The sequence below is a fragment of the Paenibacillus tritici genome, assembly GCF_018207515.1.
GTDB lineage: Bacteria > Bacillota > Bacilli > Paenibacillales > Paenibacillaceae > Paenibacillus_AQ > Paenibacillus_AQ tritici.
On the sequence record NZ_CP073365.1, the window covers coordinates 1,475,640 to 1,495,315 of the forward strand.

Consider the following 19,676-nt stretch of genomic DNA (forward strand, 5'->3'; position numbering starts at 1 on the left):
TATGTTAAATTACCGTTTTGAACGGGCGGAGCTTGCAGATGTAGAGGAGCTTGCTCCACTCTTTGACGAATACCGCAGCTTTTATGGGCAGGCTCCGGACCCGGAGGCTGCCCGGGAGTTCCTGGCGGCGAGGCTGCAGAATGAGGAATCCGTTATTTTTATGGCCGTTGCCGGTGAGGGTGCAGAACGCCGCACTTATGGCCTGGCCCAGCTATACCCCTCCTTCTCTTCCATCTCGGTCCAGCCGGTATGGATTCTGAACGATCTGTTCGTAACGAAGGAGCAGCGCGGACAGGGACTTGGCTCACTGCTGCTTGAAGGCGTGAAGGGATTCGCACAGGGAACCGGTGCCAAAGGCCTGACGCTGTCTACAATGACCACCAATACCGCTGCACAGCGCCTGTACGAAGCCCAGGGTTATGTGCGGGACGAGAGTTTTTTCACTTATCATTTATATTTCTGAAGCCTAGTTAGGAGAGTTAACGTGGTAGAGACAAGCAACAAGCTGGCTGTGTTTTTTGATCTGGATGATACGCTGTACGACCATCTGGTCCCGTTCAGGGAAGCCGTTCGTGAGGTGCTGGCACCTGATGAGGACAAGCTGGATTACGCGGAGCTGTTCTATACCGTACGGCATCATAGTGACCTGCTGTGGCCGAAGTATCTGAGCGGGGAGCTTGAGCTGGAGGAGACGCGGGTGATGCGGCTGGAGCTGGCTTTTGCCGAGTATGGCTTGCCCCTGACCCGGGAGCAGGCTGTGCGGATACAGGCTTCCTATATTGCCCGCCAGTATACGATTGAGATGATCGAGGGTGTGGCGGAGCAGCTTCAACGGTTCATTAGCCTGGGACACCCGGTAGGCATTATCACCAACGGCCCGCTGGAGCACCAGACGGGCAAGCTGCGCGGGCTGGGCATCGACAAGCTCATTCCGCCGGAGATGATCTTCATCTCGGACGCTGTCGGCCTGGCCAAGCCGGACCCGGCGATCTTCGCCCATGTCAATCAGATGACGGGAACCACGCCGGAGAACAGCCTCTATGTAGGCGACACCTGGGCGAATGACGTAGTGGGTGCGCTTGCGGCCGGCTGGAAGGTCTGCTGGTATAATCCGCGCGGGCGGAAGCCGGGTACGGATCATACACCGAGCTATATTTTCACCAATTATAAGGAGTTCAGTGAGCTGCCGCTGGTGTGAGCCTGGCCTTAATTATACTTTCCATAGTCTTTAATGATTACCTTGGGATGGAATTCAATCTCAATCGAAGGATACACTTTGCTCCAGTCGGTACCCTTCCATGCTCTGTGCGAAAGACTGTTCCTTACATACTGTCCGATGCCCAGACTGTCTACGTGGTGCTGCTGTAAATTCCGGATTATCTGATTTCCCTCGGAAGACAATTTGGCAGAGATTTCATGCTCCAGCTCTTGGCGTTCTGCCTTATTCTGAAGTCTGAGGCTTCCGGTATACTCCAGAACAGAACCTTGAATTTGGACATTGATCTTTACTCTGAACGGAGGGTTCTCCGACCGGATGACCTTAAGTTTACGCTGGCTGACCAGAGAGCTGAACATAACTATACGCTTACGGCCCCCATCTTCACCCAGATTAAGTGCCACCTCCCCTTGTTTGAGACCGCCCCGGAGAAGAGCAAAGATCATGCCGTCTGCGGCAGGGATTTTCATGCGGTAGCGGTCTTTCTCAAAGCAGGCAATTCCTTCAATAGCCACATGGTCTTCCGTCTCTTTAATGATCGGGGCAATGGGATCAATACCATCGTCATTATAATCCCTGGAGAACTCATACAAAGTAATTTGAGGAATACTATTGCTGCCGCCTTCTTTTTCCAGAAGATGGTCAACATACTGCCCGGTGTCCGCATGCTGTTTGTAATTCTTGGATAGCAGTGTACCCGCATCCCCGTCAACAACGGATACCCTAACCCCAAGGGCTACCGATGGATCTCTCATAAGAGTATCTACATAGTCTCCGAGTCCCGCTTTGGTTAGATTCAAGCCAAATAGAACATTCCTGAGTTGTCCGCTCACCACAAATAATTCGGTTTTCCGGGAAAATAGCAGCCTTGCTTCTTTGATGCTATCCGCCTCTACCAACAATAACTCTCTTCGGCTTTCGGATTCCGGATTAACAACTGGAATGCTGGAGGTCACTTTAAGCCTTTGATCCTCACTCAGATCATAGCTTGAGGTCTGTACCATTCCCAGACGCTCCAGAATTCTTTCATCACTTTTACAACCGCTTAACAGGAACATGAGAACAATCACAGCCGACAGCTTACGCATATGAATTCCTCCGTTTTCTTTGAACAAGCAGCAGAACTACCAGCAGCAGAGGCAGGCCGAAGGCGATTCCGGTAGCAGCATAACTCAGATACATAATCCAGGTACTAACCTGGTCCAGAGTTGTGGGTATATAGGAAACGACAAAAGAAATTCCAACCAGAATGCTGCACAGGATAGAAATATTTGCGCGGGGAAGAATTCTCTGCACTGATTCTGCCGCCGCCCACCAATACATGACAACAGTAACAAGAATAAGGAACAGAAAGAATCCATATAGCAGATTCTCCAGCCGTTCAACAAAGGGGAACTGAATGAAGGCCAGTAAATCCAGCAGGGGATAGAGCAGTTTTTTTAATTGGCCCAGGCTGAAGAATCCGAAGCAAATGAAGGCAAAGCTGATATATGCCACACTTAAAATCGTATTCCCCGCATAGACACCGCGCATAGATTTTTTCTTATGATCCATATAAGGGAGGTACAACAGAGACAATTCATACCCGAGGAACGCTGTATAGATATCCAGTCCCCCCCGTACCATATCGTGACCTTCCTTGAAAATAAAGGGGGTCAGCCGGACCCACTGGAAGTTAGGTATAAATCCCAGCAATAATAGATACATCCAAATGGTGACCCAGAAAAAAACTGTCGTAGCTTTGGAGATGGTATAAATCCCTTTCGTAAGCAGCAATAAAGCCAGCAGGTCTATGGCCAGCTTGAAGATCATTGGATTGGTCGTCGGAAAAGAGATCATTTGAAAGAGCAGCACGTATTTTTTGCCAATCATACATCCGAAGATTAACCACACAGATGACAATCCTATATATAGCGGATACAGCACCACTTTGGAGATAGACTGTTCCAGGATTAAGAATATAGACCGTCCCTTACCCATATGGTACACCAAAGAAATCAGGTAGATATTTAGAGAAGAGATCACAAAGCACGGAACCATAAACAGCCAACCGTTTGTCCCGAAATACTCAGCCAGCTGGCGGGGCAACGTGAATATAATGATCCCCGATTGGGTCATGTACACCAGGATGGTGATATGAAAGGGAGTCAGTTTCTCGGCCATCACAATTTCCTACTTTCTCATTTTCTGCCTGATAGTATTAGGTGTCCGGGTCTGGGACGGACGGGTCTTGAGCAGTGCAAACGGAGCGCGGATGAATACATCCTTCCAATCTGTACCTTTCATAGGTGCAACAGGGGATAAGTAAGAAGAGCCGAGACTGGTAAGGCTCGAGAGATGGATGATAAGCAATGCTACTCCCATCGACAACCCCATATTTCCCCATATTCCAGCTAGGATAATGAGCCCGAAACGAACCAGCCGGATGGAAGCGCTCATCATATAGCTGGGAATCACAAATGACGCAATCGCTGAAGAAGCTACGGCAATAATCAGGATATTGCTGGTTAATCCGGCTTGGACCGCGGCTTGTCCGATCACGATCCCGCCTACAATACCGATGGTTTGTCCGATTTTGGTCGGAAGACGCGCTCCAGCCTCTCTTAACAGCTCAATCATGGTTTCCATAAGCAACGCTTCGTATACAGGGGGGAACGGAACTCTGGTTCTGGATTCAGCCAGGGTCCGTAGCAAGGCTTCCGGAATCATCTCATAATGATAAGTGGTTATGGACACGTACATCGCTGTGAATATGATCGTTATAAGCAGAGCCGAATATCTTAACAGTCTTAGTGCCGTTCCCAAAGCCCAGCGCTGATAATAATCATCGGGGGAAGAGAAGAATTCAAAGAAAGAAGCTGGAGCACTGATAGCAGTAGGGCTGTTATCAATAATTGTAATGATTTTGCCGCCCTCCAATTTGGATTCAGCAGAATCCGGCCGCTCTGTAGTCAGAAATTGCGGGAATACCGAGTTGGGGTTATCTTCAATGAATTGGCTTAACATCGCACCTTCATTGATCGCATCAATCTCTATTCTTTGAATCCGTTGCTGCAGCTCTTCCACGTACTCCAGATTAGCAATTCCTTTAATATAGAGGATATACACATCAGTTTTGGAGATCTCCCCGACAGAGCAGCGGATCACTTTTAAATGCGAACTTTTGATCCTCCGCCGGATTAGAGACAGATTCGTACTGGCGGATTCCACAAAAGAATCATGGGGTCCGGTAATAATAGTCTCCGTTTCGGATTGCGCTAAGCTCCGGGTTTCAGGCCCGTAAGCGTCAAACATATAGACCTGATCCATATGGAAAATGGCCACACTGCCCCCCAGTATGCCAACCACTACCTTTTTAACATCCGCCTGAAAAACAAATTGTGATTGTTCCAGCAGTTGTTCTATCTTTTCGCCTTGTGGCCTTGCAAAAGGTTCCAGAATTTCATCCGTAAGAAGCTTGCTGCTTACCAAATGAGGGAAATAGACGATATCGACCCGTATCTCCGGAAAGTTCCGCCGGGATAGATCAGCACATTGGTCAAATTCCTGAAGGATGTGCTGTAAAGACGGTGTCGTTTTCTGATCTCTTCCCATATCAAGCAGCCCCCAATCGTAATTATCTAAGGTAGTATCCCCAAATATTCCAAGGCTATTATAGGCAGGATGAAATACACAAACGTTAAAAAGCAGCGATCCCCGTTATTGGAGAATCGCTGCTTTCTGTTTGTTTTTAGAGTGCTAATTCGCGAAGCTGTACGTCGGATCGGTTAGATTCAGTCGTTCTTTGAGAGCGGCGGTGGCATAAATCTTATTGTCATCTGTGATGAAGAAGGCATCGACCTTCTCCGGCAGTGCTTCAAGATACTTCATGCCGTCTTCAAGGCCCATCAGGAACACGCCGGTAGACAGAGCGTCCGCATCGGTTGCATTCGGACTCATAATAGTAATGCTCTTGAGTCCGTTCTGGGAAGGGAAGCCTGTACGCGGGTCCAGGATATGATGGTAACGTACCCCGTCCTGCAGGAAGAAGCGCTCATATACCCCTGACGCGTCAACCACCTCATCGGTAACCTTAATGGTTCCCAGCTGGCTGCCGCGGCTCTGATCGGGGTCCTGCAGGCCGATATTCCACGGAGAGCCATTGGGCTTGTTGCCAAGGGCGATAATGCTGCTGCCCCCGAGATTGATCATCGCGCTGTTCAGGCCTTCAGCCTTAAGATAGTCTGCGATCCGGTCAGCCGCATAACCTTTGCCGATTCCGCCCATATCCAGCACCATGCCTTCTTTGGCCAGCTTAACGGTCTTCGCAGCCTCATCTACAATAACATCCTTGTAGTTGGTCAGGCTCCGGGCCTTATCAATGGCAGCCTGATCGGGCACATGTTCCCCGCCTTCGCCGATTGCCCAGAGATCTACAAGCGGTCCGACCGTCGGATCGTACAGCCCGTCCATTTCTTCGGCGTATTTAAGGGAGAGCTTCACAATATCCAGTGTTTCATCGGACACGGCAACGGCTTCCTTACCGGCTGCCTGATTCACAGCGTATAATTCCCCGTCCTTCTTGGTACGGCTGAACTCCGTGTCCATCCGTTCCAGCATGGCCTGGATATCATCCATATTCTTCTGCGCTACCGTATCGCCGAACACCTTGATATTCACGACCGTACCATAAATATAAAACGTCTGTTCCAGGGACTTCGTATCGCCATCCTTAGAGGCCGTTGCGCCGCCAGGGGTTGCCGTAGCAGCCGGGCTGTCTTCCCCCTTGTTGCCCAGGGTAAGCCAGATTACCACAGCCGCAGCGATAACAAGGACGAGAACGGCCAGAATGACAACGGTTTTTTTGTTCTTAGATGTTTTTTTGATTTCAGACATATTCCACCATCCATACAATTAGTTTCGTGGTTGCATCTTTACTATCATACCCCAGAAAGAATGACAATGGATACTCATTTGATGACATTTTGTGCAGAAGAGCCGCTTGCAGGGAGGGAGCAGCAGGTAGAATATTGTCTGGGAATATTGTCTTCTTCCCGTTGACATGGTAAATTGCTGGTACCTATATAAGAAGCACTGAAGAAATAAACAAAAAGCAAAAGAAGCGGAGGGGAAATTTGGAACTGTAGGAGCGGTAGCGACCGCCTTTGTCACCGGATTTCCACCGCGAAGAGCGGAATAAATCAAGAAATCTGGGGACAACTGCGGCCGAAAGTCCAAATGTTCACCGCAGTGACGATGAAGCTTCAAGTTCAAAACTTAAGTGTGTCTTATATAATTAATAGCTGAACCCGATAGGAAAGGAGCTTCACCCATGTCCATTGACCGCAAGGCGTTGATCCTGCAGGCAGCAACCTTGTCCTTTGTACAATTTGGCTATAAAGCTACGACTATGGATCAGGTATCCAGAATCGCCAATGTGGGCAAAGGTACGATTTATACCTTTTTCAAAACAAAAGAAGAACTGTTCGAGGAAATTCTGGACAAGGCTACCTCCGAATTAAGGTCGGTGATGAGCCGTGTAGCTGCGGAGCAAACAACCTTTGTCCATAAGCTGCTCAATCTGCTGGATTCCATTCTGGAATTCCGTTCAGATCATGAGCTGTTCGTGAAGCTGGCCCAGGAGGTGCGGGATATCGGTACGGCCCAGGCACTAGAAGGGGTTAAGCGGATGGAAGAATACGCGCTGGAGTTCCTCCAGCAGCAGATTGAGGCGGCTATCGGCAGCGGAGAAGTGAAGTCCTGCGATTCCAGTGTTGCCGCATTTATGATTCTGCGTATGTACCTGGCTCTGACCACAGAATGGAATAAATCCCATGACCCGCTGGACCAGGACCGGATCAAAGAGCATATGATTCTGTTCATTTCAACCGGAATTCTGCAATAACATGAGAGGAGGGTGAGCGAAGTGGAGGAGTACAACAGCAGCAATGAACTTAACAGTCAGGAGGGGCCGGCAGCTCCCAAAGATCCGGTGCAGCGGCGGGACGGCTTCTTCGTCATGTTTGAAACAGCGATAGAGGCGACCGCCAGGGCGGAAGGCAAGCCTTCGGAGGAGGTCTATCTGGAAGGGAACTATCTTATTGATAAGGCCAGGTACATAGGCGGGGTTACGGATGAACAGATGCTGGCGATGCTCACAACCTGGGCCGGCTTCCGCCAATTGGTGCATAGCATCGGAGTGTCCGTGAAGACCGCAAGAGAAGGGGAAGAGGTCTCCTTTCTTATGCAGAATTGGGGCAGAACCAGCAAATATGAGACAGGAACACAGCACCGCGTCGTCTGTCCGGGGGATGGCACAGAGGTGCTGCTGGTACTGGATGAGATCGCCTGGTCTGAGGAGGATACGGCTCCCGGCAAATATGCCTTTGAATTTGGCGGCGAAGGGGAGCTGGCAACGGCGAGCATTGTCCTCTATCTGAATGACGGGTATACTGCGCCTGAGCTTACAGCGGAACCTCGGGTTGACTTCGACTCCCAGCCGTACCGTGAGATGATTGCCAAGTCTCTGCTGCATACCGGCAATAACCGGCGGCTGAAGAAGGCTATAGACAAGGCGGCGAACGGCGAGAATGTGACTATTGCCTATATTGGCGGGTCCATCACTCAGGGGGCCGGTGCTAAGCCGATCCATACTGAATGTTATGCCTATCAGTCTTACCTGAGATTTAAGGAGCTGTTCAGCAAGGGTGGAGGAGAGAACATCCATTTCGTCAAGGCCGGGGTTGGCGGAACGCCCTCCGAGCTTGGGGTGATCCGCTATGAGCGGGATGTGCTGAAGGATGGCGCTGTAGCACCGGATATCGTAATCGTGGAGTTTGCAGTGAATGACGAGGGGGATGAGACGAAGGGCAACTGCTTCGAGAGCCTGTGCCTCAAAATCCTGTCCGCCCCGAACCAGCCTGCCGTAATCCTGCTGTTCAGTGTATTTGTGAATGACTGGAACCTGCAGGAACGGCTCTCTCCTGTGGGCAGGCGCTATAATCTCCCGATGGTCAGCATCAAAGATGCGGTGACCGGGCAGTTCCGGCTCAGCAAGGCAGAAGGGAATATCATCTCAAAACGGCAATTTTTCTACGATATCTACCATCCTACGAATGACGGGCACCGGGTAATGGCGGATGCTCTGGGTTACCTGTTCGCTGAGACCAGCCGGTCGCTTAGAAGCGAGGAAGAGGATTGGACGGCTGGGTTACCGGTGTTTGGTCATGATTTTGCCCGCATCCGGCTGCTGGACCGCAAGAGTGATCTGAGTACTGAGGCTGCCTTGATTGAGATTGCAGCAGGCGGCTTCCACGGAACGGATGAGGATCTGCAGCAGGTGGAGATGGATGCCGATCACTTCGGCACCCCGCAATTTCCGCATAATTGGCTGCACACGGCGTCCTCAGGTGAGGCCGGCTTCAGGCTGACGCTGGCCAGCAAGAACCTGATCCTGGTCTTCAAGGATTCGGGCAGCCCTGATTTTGGCAAAGCGGAGGTCTGGGTTGACGGCAAGCGGGTCCTGACCGCTGATCCGCATGTGAATAGCTGGACACACTGCAACGCGGTGATTCTATATCAGAATGAACAGAGCCGGGAGCATGTAGTCGAGATCAGAATGGCGCCTGGGGATCAGGACAAATGCTTCACCATTCTGGGCTTCGGTTATACAGCATGAGGATTAACTAATCAAGCATGAATTCCCTGTATTTGTCCTTGCGGGGATTGAGTACGAACAGAATTCCGCTGGCATAGCCTGAGACGGCATTGAAATTCCGTTTCAGGGTAGCTTTTCCCGTCAGATAGGTCAGAGTCCAGAGCAGAGCCGCATAATTCTTAACGGGTGCTTTGCGCAGATTAAGCAGATAATAATGATTGACTGCGGTAGCCCGGGCCACCCGGCCTGCCTTGTCACGGGAGCTGGGGGATTCATGGTGGAGGATCTTCATCTCCGGGTTAATAACCAGCTTACCGTATCTGCTGGCCAGATGGCACATATAGATGTCGTCCGCCACTGCATAGCTGGTCATCCATGGATAGGGCTTCATATCCTGCAGCGCCGAAGTACGGAAGGACATATTGCAGCCGTGGAAGAAATCCGTCTCGAATATATTCTCGGTCTCCCCCCACAGCAACAGGGAACCGGCCAGCGTGCTTGCCGACAGTCTGCCTGGGGAAGCCGACATTTGACAGGTCAGTCTGCCGAGCAGCTTGCCGGACTTACTGCTGGAGAGACCCTTGGCGATCCCGCCGACCCCGACAATGGACGGGTCTGAGTCATAGGTATCCAGCATCCGGCGGATATAGAGCGGATCGTCCAGCTCTGCATCGTCATCGAAGCTGAGCAGAATCTCACCGTCGATGAGACCGAGGGCTTCATAGCGGGAGAGCCAGACGCCGGGTTTGGTTTTGCGGTAATAACGCAGCTCCGCATCAGGCAGACGCCCGAGCACCTTGCGGAAATAATCCAGCACATGCTCTTCGATCTCGCCGTCGTCCACAATCAGCAGTTCGATGGAGACATCCTCCAGCCCGGTCTGCCCGCCGATGGATTCAATGCAGAGGGTCAGATCGCTGATCCGGTTGCGTGTGGGAATGACTATAGACAGGTCATGCATGCCGCTGACTCCTTTCGGGACGCGTTAGACCGTCCGCTTTTAATTAGAGATACAATCGTAGCTGCTCTAATTTTACCCGCCCCGTGTGCCGGACGTATATACCTCTTTGGTTTACTTTTATCCTGAACGCTCGCCGGAACTGAGGATACAGGCATTCGGAAAGTTTGTTTGTAATTTTCGGTTTATAACTATATAATAGTAAGCGTATAAGAAGCACGAAAGAAATTAATAAAACCCTTCAGGAGGAATTTCCATGAGAATTGATATATGGTCCGATTATGCCTGCCCGTTCTGCTATATCGGCAAAAGACGGCTGGAGCATGCGCTGAGCCAATTCCCGGGCCGTGACAAGGTGGAGGTAGTGTACCGCAGCTTCCAGCTGGACCCGAATGCCCGCACCGATGAGACGAGAGATATCCACGAGCTGCTGGCCGGCAAATATGGCATGACCCGCGACAAGGCGAAGGCTATGAACGAACAGCTTGGAGAACAAGCGCAGGGAGTAGGGCTGGAATTCAATTTCGATACGATTCGTTCAACGAATACCTTCGATGCCCACCGTTTGAGCCACTATGCGGCAACGGAAGGCAAAGCTCCGCAAATGACCGAACGGCTGCTGCGTGCATATTTCACCGATTCTCTGAATCTGGGTGACCGCAAGGTGCTGGCTGAGCTGGCTGCCGAGGTTGGACTGGATCAGGCTAAGGTTACCGCCGTGCTGGACAGTGAGGCTTATGGTGATAAGGTTCATGCCGATATTGAGCAAGCCCAGCAGTTGAATATTACCGGCGTGCCCTTCTTTGTCTTCAACAATAAATATGCGGTGTCCGGTGCCCAGCCGGGTCCGGTATTCACTGAAGTGCTGGACACCGTGTGGGCCGAGGAGCAGAATACACCTGTGCTTCAGGTAGTTGGTAAGCCGGAGTCCAAGGCTGCTGCTGCGGACGGCTGCGATGACGGCTCCTGCAGTATCTGATTGCGGTCAGATGCAGTGGAGAACACAACGAATGGATGCATCAAACCCCCGCCGCATGTAATTCATGCAGCGGGGGTTTGATTTTTGTACAGGAACCACTCCCCTTGAGCGAAAAACCGAACACAATTGGACTGGGTGCGCCGCGTAGGCTGAATGTAATCGAAAAACCGAACACACTTCCGGTCTGTTACCGGAACGAAGTCACCAGACTGGAGAACAAGGTGCGCACATCATGCTGGTACGCATTGATCGGTTCCACCGGACGGTTCAGGCCAAACAGGGTGTAGACGGCGATTCGGGCGGCGCGGACAGAATACTCTTCCGTGAAAACGATATCGTCCGGGATTTCGCAGTATTGGCCGATAAAGGCCAGATTGGTTGAGCCTTCAGGCACCACCTGCGGCCGGTCGCTGTTCAGGCGCGGCATGAACTGGGAGGTGATGTACGGCATCATGCAGGGAATACAGTTGGCGGTAGCCATGATCTCTTCCTTATGCGCCTCGAAGTGCAGATGTCCGATCAGCTCCTCCATAATCTCCTCGCCGGTACAGTCGCACATTTTTTTGTGCACATAATCGCCGACCCTGTCCGGGTACAGGCCATATCCCCAGAAGACCCTGACATGCTCCGGTTGGTTGCGGAAATGCGGCTGGAAGGCCAGCACGACAGACATCAGCCAGCTGGAATCCTTGAAGGTGACGAGTGCGCCGGTTCCGGCCCGGTTGCGGGTGAACTTCTCCATAAGGTCGAAGAACTTAGAGTCCTGGAAGGTCACCGTGAAGGATTCCCATTTGGATTCATCCACATGATCGTCGAAGGAGGAGGGATTGCCGAGACCCGGCTTCTTCGCGGCGATCGTCTCCCACAGCTTCCATGAGCTGCCCTTACCGTTCATCCCGGGAGCAGAGGTCATGGACCCGAGGCTGGAGCCTTCGGTCATCGAGCCGTTGGTCACAATGACGCGGTCGCCTTCATGAACCTGGATCATGTCCTCCACGCCAGCGCGGACGACCTTCATCGCTGTTACAGTAATGCCGTCGCCTTCTTTGAATTCCAGATCAGTTACCGTACATTTCAAGGTGAAGTCTACGCCCAGCGGCTCCAGATATTGATGCAGCGGCAGAATGATGGAATCATACTGGTTGTATGGGGTGCGGGTTACGCCTTCAAGTGTTTGAATTCTAGGGAACTCGTGCATGAAGCGCAGCATATAACGTTTGAACTCAACCGCACTATGCCAAGGCTGGAAGGCGAAGGTGGTCGCCCACATGTACCAGAAGTTAGTGGTGAAGAAATGCGGGCCGAACCAGTCGTTAATCCGCAAGGTGCCCAAGGCTGGCTCCGGCGTAATGATCAGCTTGCCCAGAGTCAGGCGGTCTGCCATATCGAAGCCCATAGAGGTGACGTCCTGAACCACGCCTGCGCTGTCAATCAGCCGGGCCTGGCCGCGGGTTGGATTGGATTCGTCGAATTGAACGATTTCTTCCCGTAGCGTCAGCCCCGGCTGATCAATGGACGGAATGGTACTTAATAGCTCCCACAGGTTCTCATAGGTCTCATCGTTCAGCATCCGGCCGCCGCGAATGACATACCCATGCTGTGCATCACCGGCTCCGTCATTGCTGCCGCCAAGGATCTTCATCTCTTCAATAATGTGAATGTTCTGTCCGGGAAAATTGCAGTCTCTAACCAGATAGGCCGCACCCGCAAGGGATGCAATGCCACCGCCTACGAAATATACCTGCTCGTTACCGTACTCTTTGTTCACTGATTACCGCCTCCATAGGTTTGCTTGAATACTGGACCTGAACCGAGTGTAATCCTGTCACGGCCCGGAGGGTATGATCAAAGCAATGAATCTGTATAAAATTTGGACATATGGAACAAAGTGTAACGTTTTTGAGCAGAAAAAAGCCGCAACCTCAAAGGTTACGACAATTCCTTCTCATATTCATGCAGCGCCTTCAGGAAGTTCCCTTCAATCAGCACGCTGAGCTTCCCGATGATCTGCTTGGGCTGCTCCTTCATCCCTTGCTGCATCCACTGAATCACAAGTCCGGTGAAGGCCAGTGTGTAAAAGTTAGCGATAAACTGCTTATCCGCCGGCCCGACATTCATTCCCTCCGCCAGCTCGTTGATGACGCCCATCACCAGATCATGGGTCACCTCATAGAGATACGCGTCCAGATGCGTCCGTCCGAGGGAGTCCAGCGTATTACAGCAGAATGCCTTATTGCTCTCAATATAACAGAATATTCTATAAAATCCGTCTGTCCACGTGCTGTAGCTGCGGTACTGGGCGATGCTCTCGACGGCCTCTGTCCTGTATATCCATCCCAGAAGGTCAAAGATATCCTGGAAATGATAATAAAAGGTCTGCCGGTTCACACCGCAATCATCGACCAGATGCTTGACGGTGATCTTGTTCAGGGGAAGATGCCCCATCAGTTCCTTCAGGGAGCGGGCGAGCGCATTTTTGGTCAGCAGGGAATTGGACATAAGGCTCATCAGCTCCTTAGCGTCTGTGCAGATATTGTACCAGCATCCGGCCGCCCTCCACGATCAGACCCAGAACGAAGCCGCCTGCCGTACATATTAGAAAAGTAAGAAAACCCGCAAGATCCTCCCAGCCCGACATCTCACGGTAGGTGTAAATATACATGAGGCAGATCCCAAGCACGATCCCTGCTGTGGAGAAGAACCATACGAGCCGGGCACCGAGCCAGCCGAAGCCGTTAATGATCCCGGAGAACACAAGGGCCAGAAGCGCCCAGCGCACACCAAGTGTAAGATTGGGTTCATTCCCAAGCAGCACGAACCGGTGCACAATCAGCAGCAGCCATACCATCAGCGCGTAACCGGCACACCATGCCAGCCAGCGGCCCGTCCGGGCAGGAGGCAGGAGATTCATAAGCAGCTCACCCCGTGTACAGATTTATACCTCTTCCAGTTCCTCGGCACTCTGCAGCAGGAACTTCAGGAGGTTCGGAATATCTTCCATTTGGTCTTCCGTGATTTGCCGCTTGAATTGCAGCTCTACACAGTTATTGTACGTATCGTTCTCCTGCCCGTAGCGGAAGCTGAGCGATTGCACAGGCTGGAAATCGGGTCCCCATATGGTAGTCAGGATCTCTTCGATAGCCGGACACTGCACGTTCACATCCTCAATCTCCATATAAAAGCGTATTAAAAGACTACAGCCGGGATCACTGCCCGGTGTTTCCAGAATTTCATCGCCCAGCTCTTTCACTGTGGACTGCAGCAGAATCTCGGAGGTTACATTATGGCCTTCGGTCCGCTTGAACGCGAGGCTGAATTCCCGTGACATCAGCGCAAGATTGAGCAGATCGGAACGGTCCGTGACCATAAGAATTCCATCCAGGTTATCATAGTCGTAGATCTGGTTCTCCATTGCAATTTTAATATTGTCAAAGACAGTAGGATGGAACAAGAGCGGCACCTTCTTACGTTTCTCTGTATTGTACCATGACCAGAAAAATAGTGGTTGGGTATAGACACAAAAGGTACCGCGCACGGGGAAAGTACGGGTACCCGGTTGAGCTTGCTCATCTGCACTTCCGGCCAGGAATCAGTTCGTGGGTGCAGGTGCAGTGTATTTCAGGAACGTCTTCGGAATCGCACTCTCAAAAGTCAGGACTTCACCCGTAGTCGGATGAACGAACGAGAGTACGCGGGCGTGCAGCCCGAGGCGGCCGACAGCCTTGGTCTCTGCGCCGTACTTCTTGTCACCGGCAATCGGATGCCCGATGTCTGACATGTGGACCCGGATCTGATTCTTGCGTCCGGTCTCCAGATGTACCTCCAGCAGGGAGAAGTGGCGGTTCGCCTGAATTAGCTTATAACGGGTTACGGCATGCAGCCCGTCTCCTTCATGGGGACTGGAGTACATCTTCAGCGTCGAGGTCTCCTTCAGCCAGGAGCTGATAGTGCCTTCGGCTTTTTTGACAGCCCCTTCCACAAGAGCCACGTAGGAGCGTTCCTTGACGGTCTCCTTCCAGCTGTTCTGCAGGGACTGCTGAATCGCTTCGCTTTTGGCAAACATCATGACGCCGGAGGTATCGCGGTCCAGCCGGTGTACCACAAAGACGCGGTTCTTCGGATTGCTCAGACGGACATGCTCCATCAATTGGCGGTAAGCCGTCAGCTCGTTGTCTTCTCCGGTAGCAATGGACAGCAGGCCGGCATCCTTCTGAATCACAATGATATCGTCATCCTCATGAACAATGGTCAGCCCGAGCATCTCTTTGGCTTCCGCCTGCTTCTCCAGATCAATGGTCACGGTCTGACCGGGATGCAGCTGATGGTTATGCTTCGTCACCGGCTTGCCGTTCACAGCAATCTGTCCGCGGGAGAGCATGGATTTGATGGAGTTGCGTCCCCGGCTGGTCATCGTTTTCAGCAGAAAAGCAAGCAGTTCCGCAGGCTCGGTTACCGTATAGGATTTGGGCGCGGCAGCCGGTTTGGCAGTGGCTCCGGATCTTGCTCCCTGTTTATGGTTAGAGGGTTTATTCCCCTGGCTTCTGGTTCTTCGTGTATTCATACCTGCATTCTCCGTCCTCTAATATTGTACTCCTCAATATACCATGGGCCGGGAAGAAATACTACGGAAGACGCCGGGGCGGCTAGATATATATGATCAGGATGATGATAAGGAGCAGGGAGAGGAAGCCGTAGCTCCAGGCCAGGATGGTGGCGTATTTGTGCTCCCGGAGCCAGCCTCTGCTGCTGTAAATCCTGACATCTACAGCCAGCAGCAGTATAGCGGAGAATAACAGCATCCCGGCGATGCTTCCCAGTAACCGAACCATACGTTCCCTCCTCCTTGCACGGATATTGGACTGGGGCCGAACTTATTTATGCTTGAGTCCGACTCTCCGGATATGCAGGGTCAGCTTAATATCCACATTAACGCTGCTGTACATGCTCTCCCAATCGTTCTTGTCGTGAATATGCTCTTTCCAGTAGGCCGGATGATGGCTTCGGATCATTTCGCCCATCCCGAAGATATCGGAATGATCCTTCTGCGTCTGTTTGACCAGCCGGGTCAGTACCGTCTGAATCTGCTGTTCGAAATCCCGCTCAATCTCACGCAGCTTCAGGGGAGAGTCGATGGGAATATCGCTGCTGTAATGCTCATCCAAATCCCCCTCCAGGAAAATATGATAGCTCAAATGCGGCTTGCCGTCCCTGATCTCGCTGCGGGTCCGGGTGAAGCGTTCATTAATCTGGGTCATAACGATTCCCAGGTTCCCGGTATGGAGCATAGTGGAATACCCGCCGGGGTCCATCCCCATCATGGCCATGAACCCGCCGATCTCTATAGGGGCAGTCTTGCTGACCATCTTGCCGCCGCTGAAATAAGCCAGCCCTTCGATCAGAATATTATCCCTGTTGCGCAGTGCAACATAAGGCAGATAGGCGCTTTGTCCCCACTTGGAATCCGCTGACCAGAAGGTGCCGATATAATCGCGGGGGAACTTGCCGGAGGAGACCGATTTCTCCATCATCGACAAAATATAGAGCGTAGGCACGCGCTGCAGCGGAGGATTCACATCCATAAATGCCGAAGCGCGGCCCTCGGAGACGAGCAGCCAGGTTCGGCGCCGGATTTCCGGATTGCGCCGGAGATAATCATTCAGCTCTTCAAGGTTGCCGCGGGCAATATCCTCGCTGATGATGACGATCCGCAGGTGAACCAGATAACGCGGGTCGGCAATCTGCTGCTGCAGGTTATTCATGGCATCGTCGAGGGATATGCCGTGGACCTTCACCACCCAGACGGGACTGGTCTTGCTGTCACCGGCACTCCCTCCGCCGGTGCCGGGTCCAAGAGGAACTCTGCCCGGGACGGCAATCTGTGCGGTGACACTGATCATCTCAGCCGGCAGACTGCCGTCGTGGATGTGTGTGACTCTGTCTTCCATTTGCGCCTCCTCCGCAGAGATCTTGTCAATGGACAACCCGAGGACAAGGGCGCGGTCCTCAATCTCCACCTGATCCCAGCATCCGCTGAGCAGCGGGGCGGTTATAACCAGCATGAGCAGCAGGGCGAGTGTATGCGGAAGCTGCCTGTTCATGAGGGCACCTTCTTTCCGTGTCGTCTGATCAGATAGACCGTCCATAAGAGCAGCGAATAGCCCAGCATCATTATCATACCGGCATTGCCCAGATGAAGAGACCACCTGTAGGTCTCGAACACATTGGAGGGCAGCATGGCCAGGATGAACATCACCGGCAGCAATACACTTGAGGCCATACGCTGGTCGCGGAGACGCAGCAGCTTGTGCAGCAGATAAGCTGATATGTAGTAGGTCGTATAGATCGTCGTGAAGACAGAGATTACCCAGATGATGATGAAGATAGCATCCAGCCGCTCCAGGAACCCCTCACCGAAGGCCGCCGAACGGGCCATCTCCAGTGTGGGGTAGATCAGCAGCTTGGTCTCTTCGGCACCGAACATACCTACAGAGGCAATTACGATCAGCACGTAGACCGCCCCGGACATGAAGATGGCCCATGCTCCTGCCCGGACGGCATGATTCGGCTTCTCCATCAAAGGAATCAGCAGAACTACAACGAAGGAGCTCTGGAACAGATAGGTGGCTTGCCGTGCGCCGTTCCAGAACTTAACGCCAGGTGCCATCAGCACAGGCTGCAGATTGAGCATGTCCACATTTTTGAGCGAGATGAGGATGGTAACCAGAATAGAGCCTACAATCAGCGGCAGATAGAAAGAATGGATATAAGAGAACTTCAGAACATTGCGCCTGGAGGACAGAAGACTGATGAGCAGCATCAGGAATATAGTTGCTTCTATCGGCGTTTTTTTATACAGCACGGTTGTGGCCACATCCCCGAACTGGCGTACGGTGAGGCCGGTCAGCACAATGAACAGCAGCATGATGGCCAGGGTGAATACAGCGGCAAGCGGACGCCCGATCAGACGGCGGCTGAACACAAACAGGGTCTCCTGGGGGAAACGCTGGCACAGGGAGACCAGCAGCCAATAGATGATGAAGGAGATCAGCACACCGCTTAACGCAACGAATGGAGCGCTGGTGTTGCCCGCTTCTGTCATATAGCGCGGGAAGCTCAGGATTCCCACTCCGATAATCGTGCTGCTGATCACGGCTACCGCGCGCAGGGTTGTGATCTGGCGTGGCTTATTCATTCTTCTCATCTCCCTGCCTGAGAATCTGGTCTATCGCCCGGGACGGAACACTGCGGGGCAGCCTGTCACTATCCTGGGTATGCAGGAAGCTGGGACGGCGGCGCATCCACCATAGCGGCGCCCTTACCAGAGTATCCTTGAGATCGCGCCATTTGCCCGGAATGAACGGGGACATATACGGAACCCCGAAGGATTCCAGGAACAACAGATGATTCAGAATCAGAATTGTACCGATCATGCCGCCATAGAGGCCGAACATACCGGACAGGATGATTAGCGGAAACCGCAGCATCCGCAGGGCGATTGCCGCATTATAGGCGGGGGTGGCGAACGAACCGATCGTCGTCAGGGCTACTATAACAACAGTGATCGGGCTGGCCAGCCCGGCACCCACTGCAGCCTGTCCGATGACAAGGACGCCCACAATAGACAACGCCCCGCCGATCATCTGCGGCAGACGGATCGTCGCCTCACGCAGGACCTCCATGGACACCTCCATGATCAGCACCTCCACAACTGCCGGGAACGGTACGCCCGCTCTTCCGCCCGAGATGGCCACCGCGAAATCCGTAGGCAGCAGCTCGGGGTTGAACGAGATGACAGAAACATATAACGCCGGGAAAAAAAGCGAGCAGGCCAAAGCAATCAGCCGGATGATGCGGATCAGGCTGCCCATAATGAAGCGCTCCGTGTAATCATCCATCGTCTGAAAGAACTGATTGAACAGGGCGGGAACAATCAAGGCAAACGGTGAGCCATCGACCAGAATGGCTACCCGTCCTTCCAGGAGGGCTGCAACGGTCTTGTCCGGCCGCTCGGTGCTCTGCACCTGCGGGAAAGGGGACAGGGGCTGGTCTTCGATGAACTGCTCAATGTACCCGGCATCCAGGATGCCGTCGGTATGAATCATCGAGATTCTGCGCATGGCTTCCGCAACCAGAGCACTGTCAGCGAGGCTGTCTATGTAACACAGAGCCACTCTAGACTGGGTACGCGTACCGAGCGGACTGATCTCAATCCGGAAGTCCGTACTCTGCAGCCGGTAGCGCAGCAGGGAGAGGTTATTCTCCAGCTTTTCCACATAGCCTTCCCGGGGACCCCGGATCACCTGCTCCGTCTGCGGCTGCTCTACACCGCGCATCTCGATCTGCCGCATGTCCAGGTGGAGCGCTTCGGGAACCCCGTCAATCAACAGAATGAGGTCCCCCTTCACGGCGGCCGGAGGAAGCCTGGACAGGTCTGCCGTAGTTGTCCCTTGTGTGACCTGGACTACTGTGCTCCAGATATAATGGGTCATTCCGGCTGCTTGATCCGGCATTCCCGGATGTTCAGAGGGGCGTGCCATTAGCGGCTTCAGCACATGCTCACGGACCTGCTCCGTATTCACGAGGGAAGAGAAGAAGATCATCGCGGCCTGGTGGGTTCCGAAGAGCTGAAAGTCCCGTACGACCAGATCGCCGTTCTCCCCGAGCCGTGCCAGAAGCTCCTGGATATCGGTCTTCAGGTTGCCTGTAAGCTGGCTGCCGCTGGCCGGCTGCGGCGAAGAAGCCTGCTGCTTGTGTAAGTAGGAGGTGTATTTATCCTTCCAATCTTGCAAATAGGTTACCTCCTTAACAGGCAATTGGATTGAATCTATATAAAGTGTTGCTTGATCTTGCTGTTTTTATGTAATTTCTAGGCAACAAGCTCTGAAAG

General features: G+C 52.6%; 19 protein-coding genes. 5 read left to right on the top strand and 14 right to left on the bottom strand.

Features of this window, described 5'->3' with window-relative positions; translation table 11 throughout:
- Nucleotide 1 precedes the first annotated feature (1 nt).
- The gene (locus KDC22_RS06345) at nt 2-463 is read left to right on the top strand and encodes a GNAT family N-acetyltransferase (RefSeq protein WP_211722431.1); all 462 of its coding nucleotides are present in this window, start codon (nt 2-4) and stop codon (nt 461-463) included.
- Between the two features lie 21 nt (nt 464-484).
- Complete coding sequence (locus tag KDC22_RS06350) at nt 485-1,198, top strand: HAD family hydrolase (protein ID WP_211722432.1); 714 nt, start codon at nt 485-487, stop codon at nt 1,196-1,198.
- 8 nt (nt 1,199-1,206) lie between these two features.
- On the opposite strand, the gene KDC22_RS06355 is transcribed toward KDC22_RS06350, so the two are convergent.
- From KDC22_RS06355 to KDC22_RS06370, 4 genes are all read right to left on the bottom strand, one after another.
- Nucleotides 1,207-2,304: a Ger(x)C family spore germination protein gene (locus tag KDC22_RS06355; protein ID WP_211722433.1), complete on the bottom strand. Its 1,098-nt coding sequence runs from the start codon at nt 2,302-2,304 to the stop codon at nt 1,207-1,209.
- Complete coding sequence (locus tag KDC22_RS06360) at nt 2,297-3,379, bottom strand: GerAB/ArcD/ProY family transporter (protein WP_211722434.1); 1,083 nt, start codon at nt 3,377-3,379, stop codon at nt 2,297-2,299. Before KDC22_RS06360 ends, KDC22_RS06355 begins: the two co-directional genes overlap by 8 nt.
- Before the next feature lie 9 nt (nt 3,380-3,388).
- Complete coding sequence (locus KDC22_RS06365) at nt 3,389-4,810, bottom strand: spore germination protein (protein WP_211722435.1); 1,422 nt, start codon at nt 4,808-4,810, stop codon at nt 3,389-3,391.
- Nucleotides 4,811-4,954: 144 nt separating this feature from the next.
- Nucleotides 4,955-6,091: an FAD:protein FMN transferase gene (locus KDC22_RS06370; protein ID WP_211722436.1), complete on the bottom strand. Its 1,137-nt coding sequence runs from the start codon at nt 6,089-6,091 to the stop codon at nt 4,955-4,957.
- Between the two features lie 436 nt (nt 6,092-6,527).
- On the opposite strand from KDC22_RS06370, the gene KDC22_RS06375 reads away from it, so the two are divergent.
- Both KDC22_RS06375 and KDC22_RS06380 read left to right on the top strand, forming a co-directional pair.
- Nucleotides 6,528-7,100, top strand: coding sequence for a TetR/AcrR family transcriptional regulator (locus KDC22_RS06375; RefSeq protein WP_211722437.1), 573 nt, complete (start codon nt 6,528-6,530; stop codon nt 7,098-7,100).
- 114 nt (nt 7,101-7,214) lie between these two features.
- Entirely contained in the window at nt 7,215-8,873 is a 1,659-nt protein-coding gene (locus KDC22_RS06380) for an SGNH/GDSL hydrolase family protein (RefSeq protein ID WP_211723912.1), read from the top strand.
- A 7-nt stretch (nt 8,874-8,880) separates the two neighbouring features.
- On the opposite strand, the gene KDC22_RS06385 is transcribed toward KDC22_RS06380, so the two are convergent.
- Complete coding sequence (locus KDC22_RS06385) at nt 8,881-9,813, bottom strand: glycosyltransferase family 2 protein (RefSeq protein ID WP_211722438.1); 933 nt, start codon at nt 9,811-9,813, stop codon at nt 8,881-8,883.
- Between the two features lie 253 nt (nt 9,814-10,066).
- Here KDC22_RS06385 and KDC22_RS06390 point away from each other — a divergent pair, with 253 nt between their 5' ends.
- Nucleotides 10,067-10,789, top strand: a complete 723-nt coding sequence (locus KDC22_RS06390; protein ID WP_211722439.1) for a DsbA family oxidoreductase — start codon at nt 10,067-10,069, stop codon at nt 10,787-10,789.
- A gap of 187 nt (nt 10,790-10,976) precedes the next feature.
- Here the strand turns inward: KDC22_RS06390 and KDC22_RS06395 are convergent, their stop codons facing one another.
- From KDC22_RS06395 to KDC22_RS06435, 9 genes are all read right to left on the bottom strand, one after another.
- Complete coding sequence (locus tag KDC22_RS06395) at nt 10,977-12,557, bottom strand: oleate hydratase (protein WP_211722440.1); 1,581 nt, start codon at nt 12,555-12,557, stop codon at nt 10,977-10,979.
- 161 nt (nt 12,558-12,718) lie between these two features.
- On the bottom strand, nt 12,719-13,288 hold the full coding sequence (locus KDC22_RS06400) for a TetR-like C-terminal domain-containing protein (RefSeq protein ID WP_211722441.1): 570 nt from the start codon (nt 13,286-13,288) through the stop codon (nt 12,719-12,721).
- Between the two features lie 16 nt (nt 13,289-13,304).
- Entirely contained in the window at nt 13,305-13,700 is a 396-nt protein-coding gene (locus tag KDC22_RS06405) for a hypothetical protein (protein WP_211722442.1), read from the bottom strand.
- Between the two features lie 24 nt (nt 13,701-13,724).
- Complete coding sequence (locus KDC22_RS06410; RefSeq protein WP_343221933.1) at nt 13,725-14,201, bottom strand: hypothetical protein; 477 nt, start codon at nt 14,199-14,201, stop codon at nt 13,725-13,727.
- Between the two features lie 177 nt (nt 14,202-14,378).
- Nucleotides 14,379-15,350, bottom strand: a complete 972-nt coding sequence (locus KDC22_RS06415) for an RluA family pseudouridine synthase (protein ID WP_173130377.1) — start codon at nt 15,348-15,350, stop codon at nt 14,379-14,381.
- Nucleotides 15,351-15,432: 82 nt separating this feature from the next.
- Nucleotides 15,433-15,618, bottom strand: coding sequence for a CLC_0170 family protein (locus KDC22_RS06420; protein ID WP_211722444.1), 186 nt, complete (start codon nt 15,616-15,618; stop codon nt 15,433-15,435).
- A 42-nt stretch (nt 15,619-15,660) separates the two neighbouring features.
- Nucleotides 15,661-16,887, bottom strand: coding sequence for a Ger(x)C family spore germination protein (locus tag KDC22_RS06425; RefSeq protein WP_246553328.1), 1,227 nt, complete (start codon nt 16,885-16,887; stop codon nt 15,661-15,663).
- Nucleotides 16,884-17,981, bottom strand: a complete 1,098-nt coding sequence (locus tag KDC22_RS06430; protein ID WP_211722445.1) for a GerAB/ArcD/ProY family transporter — start codon at nt 17,979-17,981, stop codon at nt 16,884-16,886. Before KDC22_RS06430 ends, KDC22_RS06425 begins: the two co-directional genes overlap by 4 nt.
- Nucleotides 17,974-19,578 (bottom strand): spore germination protein, encoded by a 1,605-nt coding sequence (locus KDC22_RS06435; RefSeq protein ID WP_173130391.1) that lies wholly within the window; start codon nt 19,576-19,578, stop codon nt 17,974-17,976. Before KDC22_RS06435 ends, KDC22_RS06430 begins: the two co-directional genes overlap by 8 nt.
- Nucleotides 19,579-19,676: the final 98 nt, after the last annotated feature.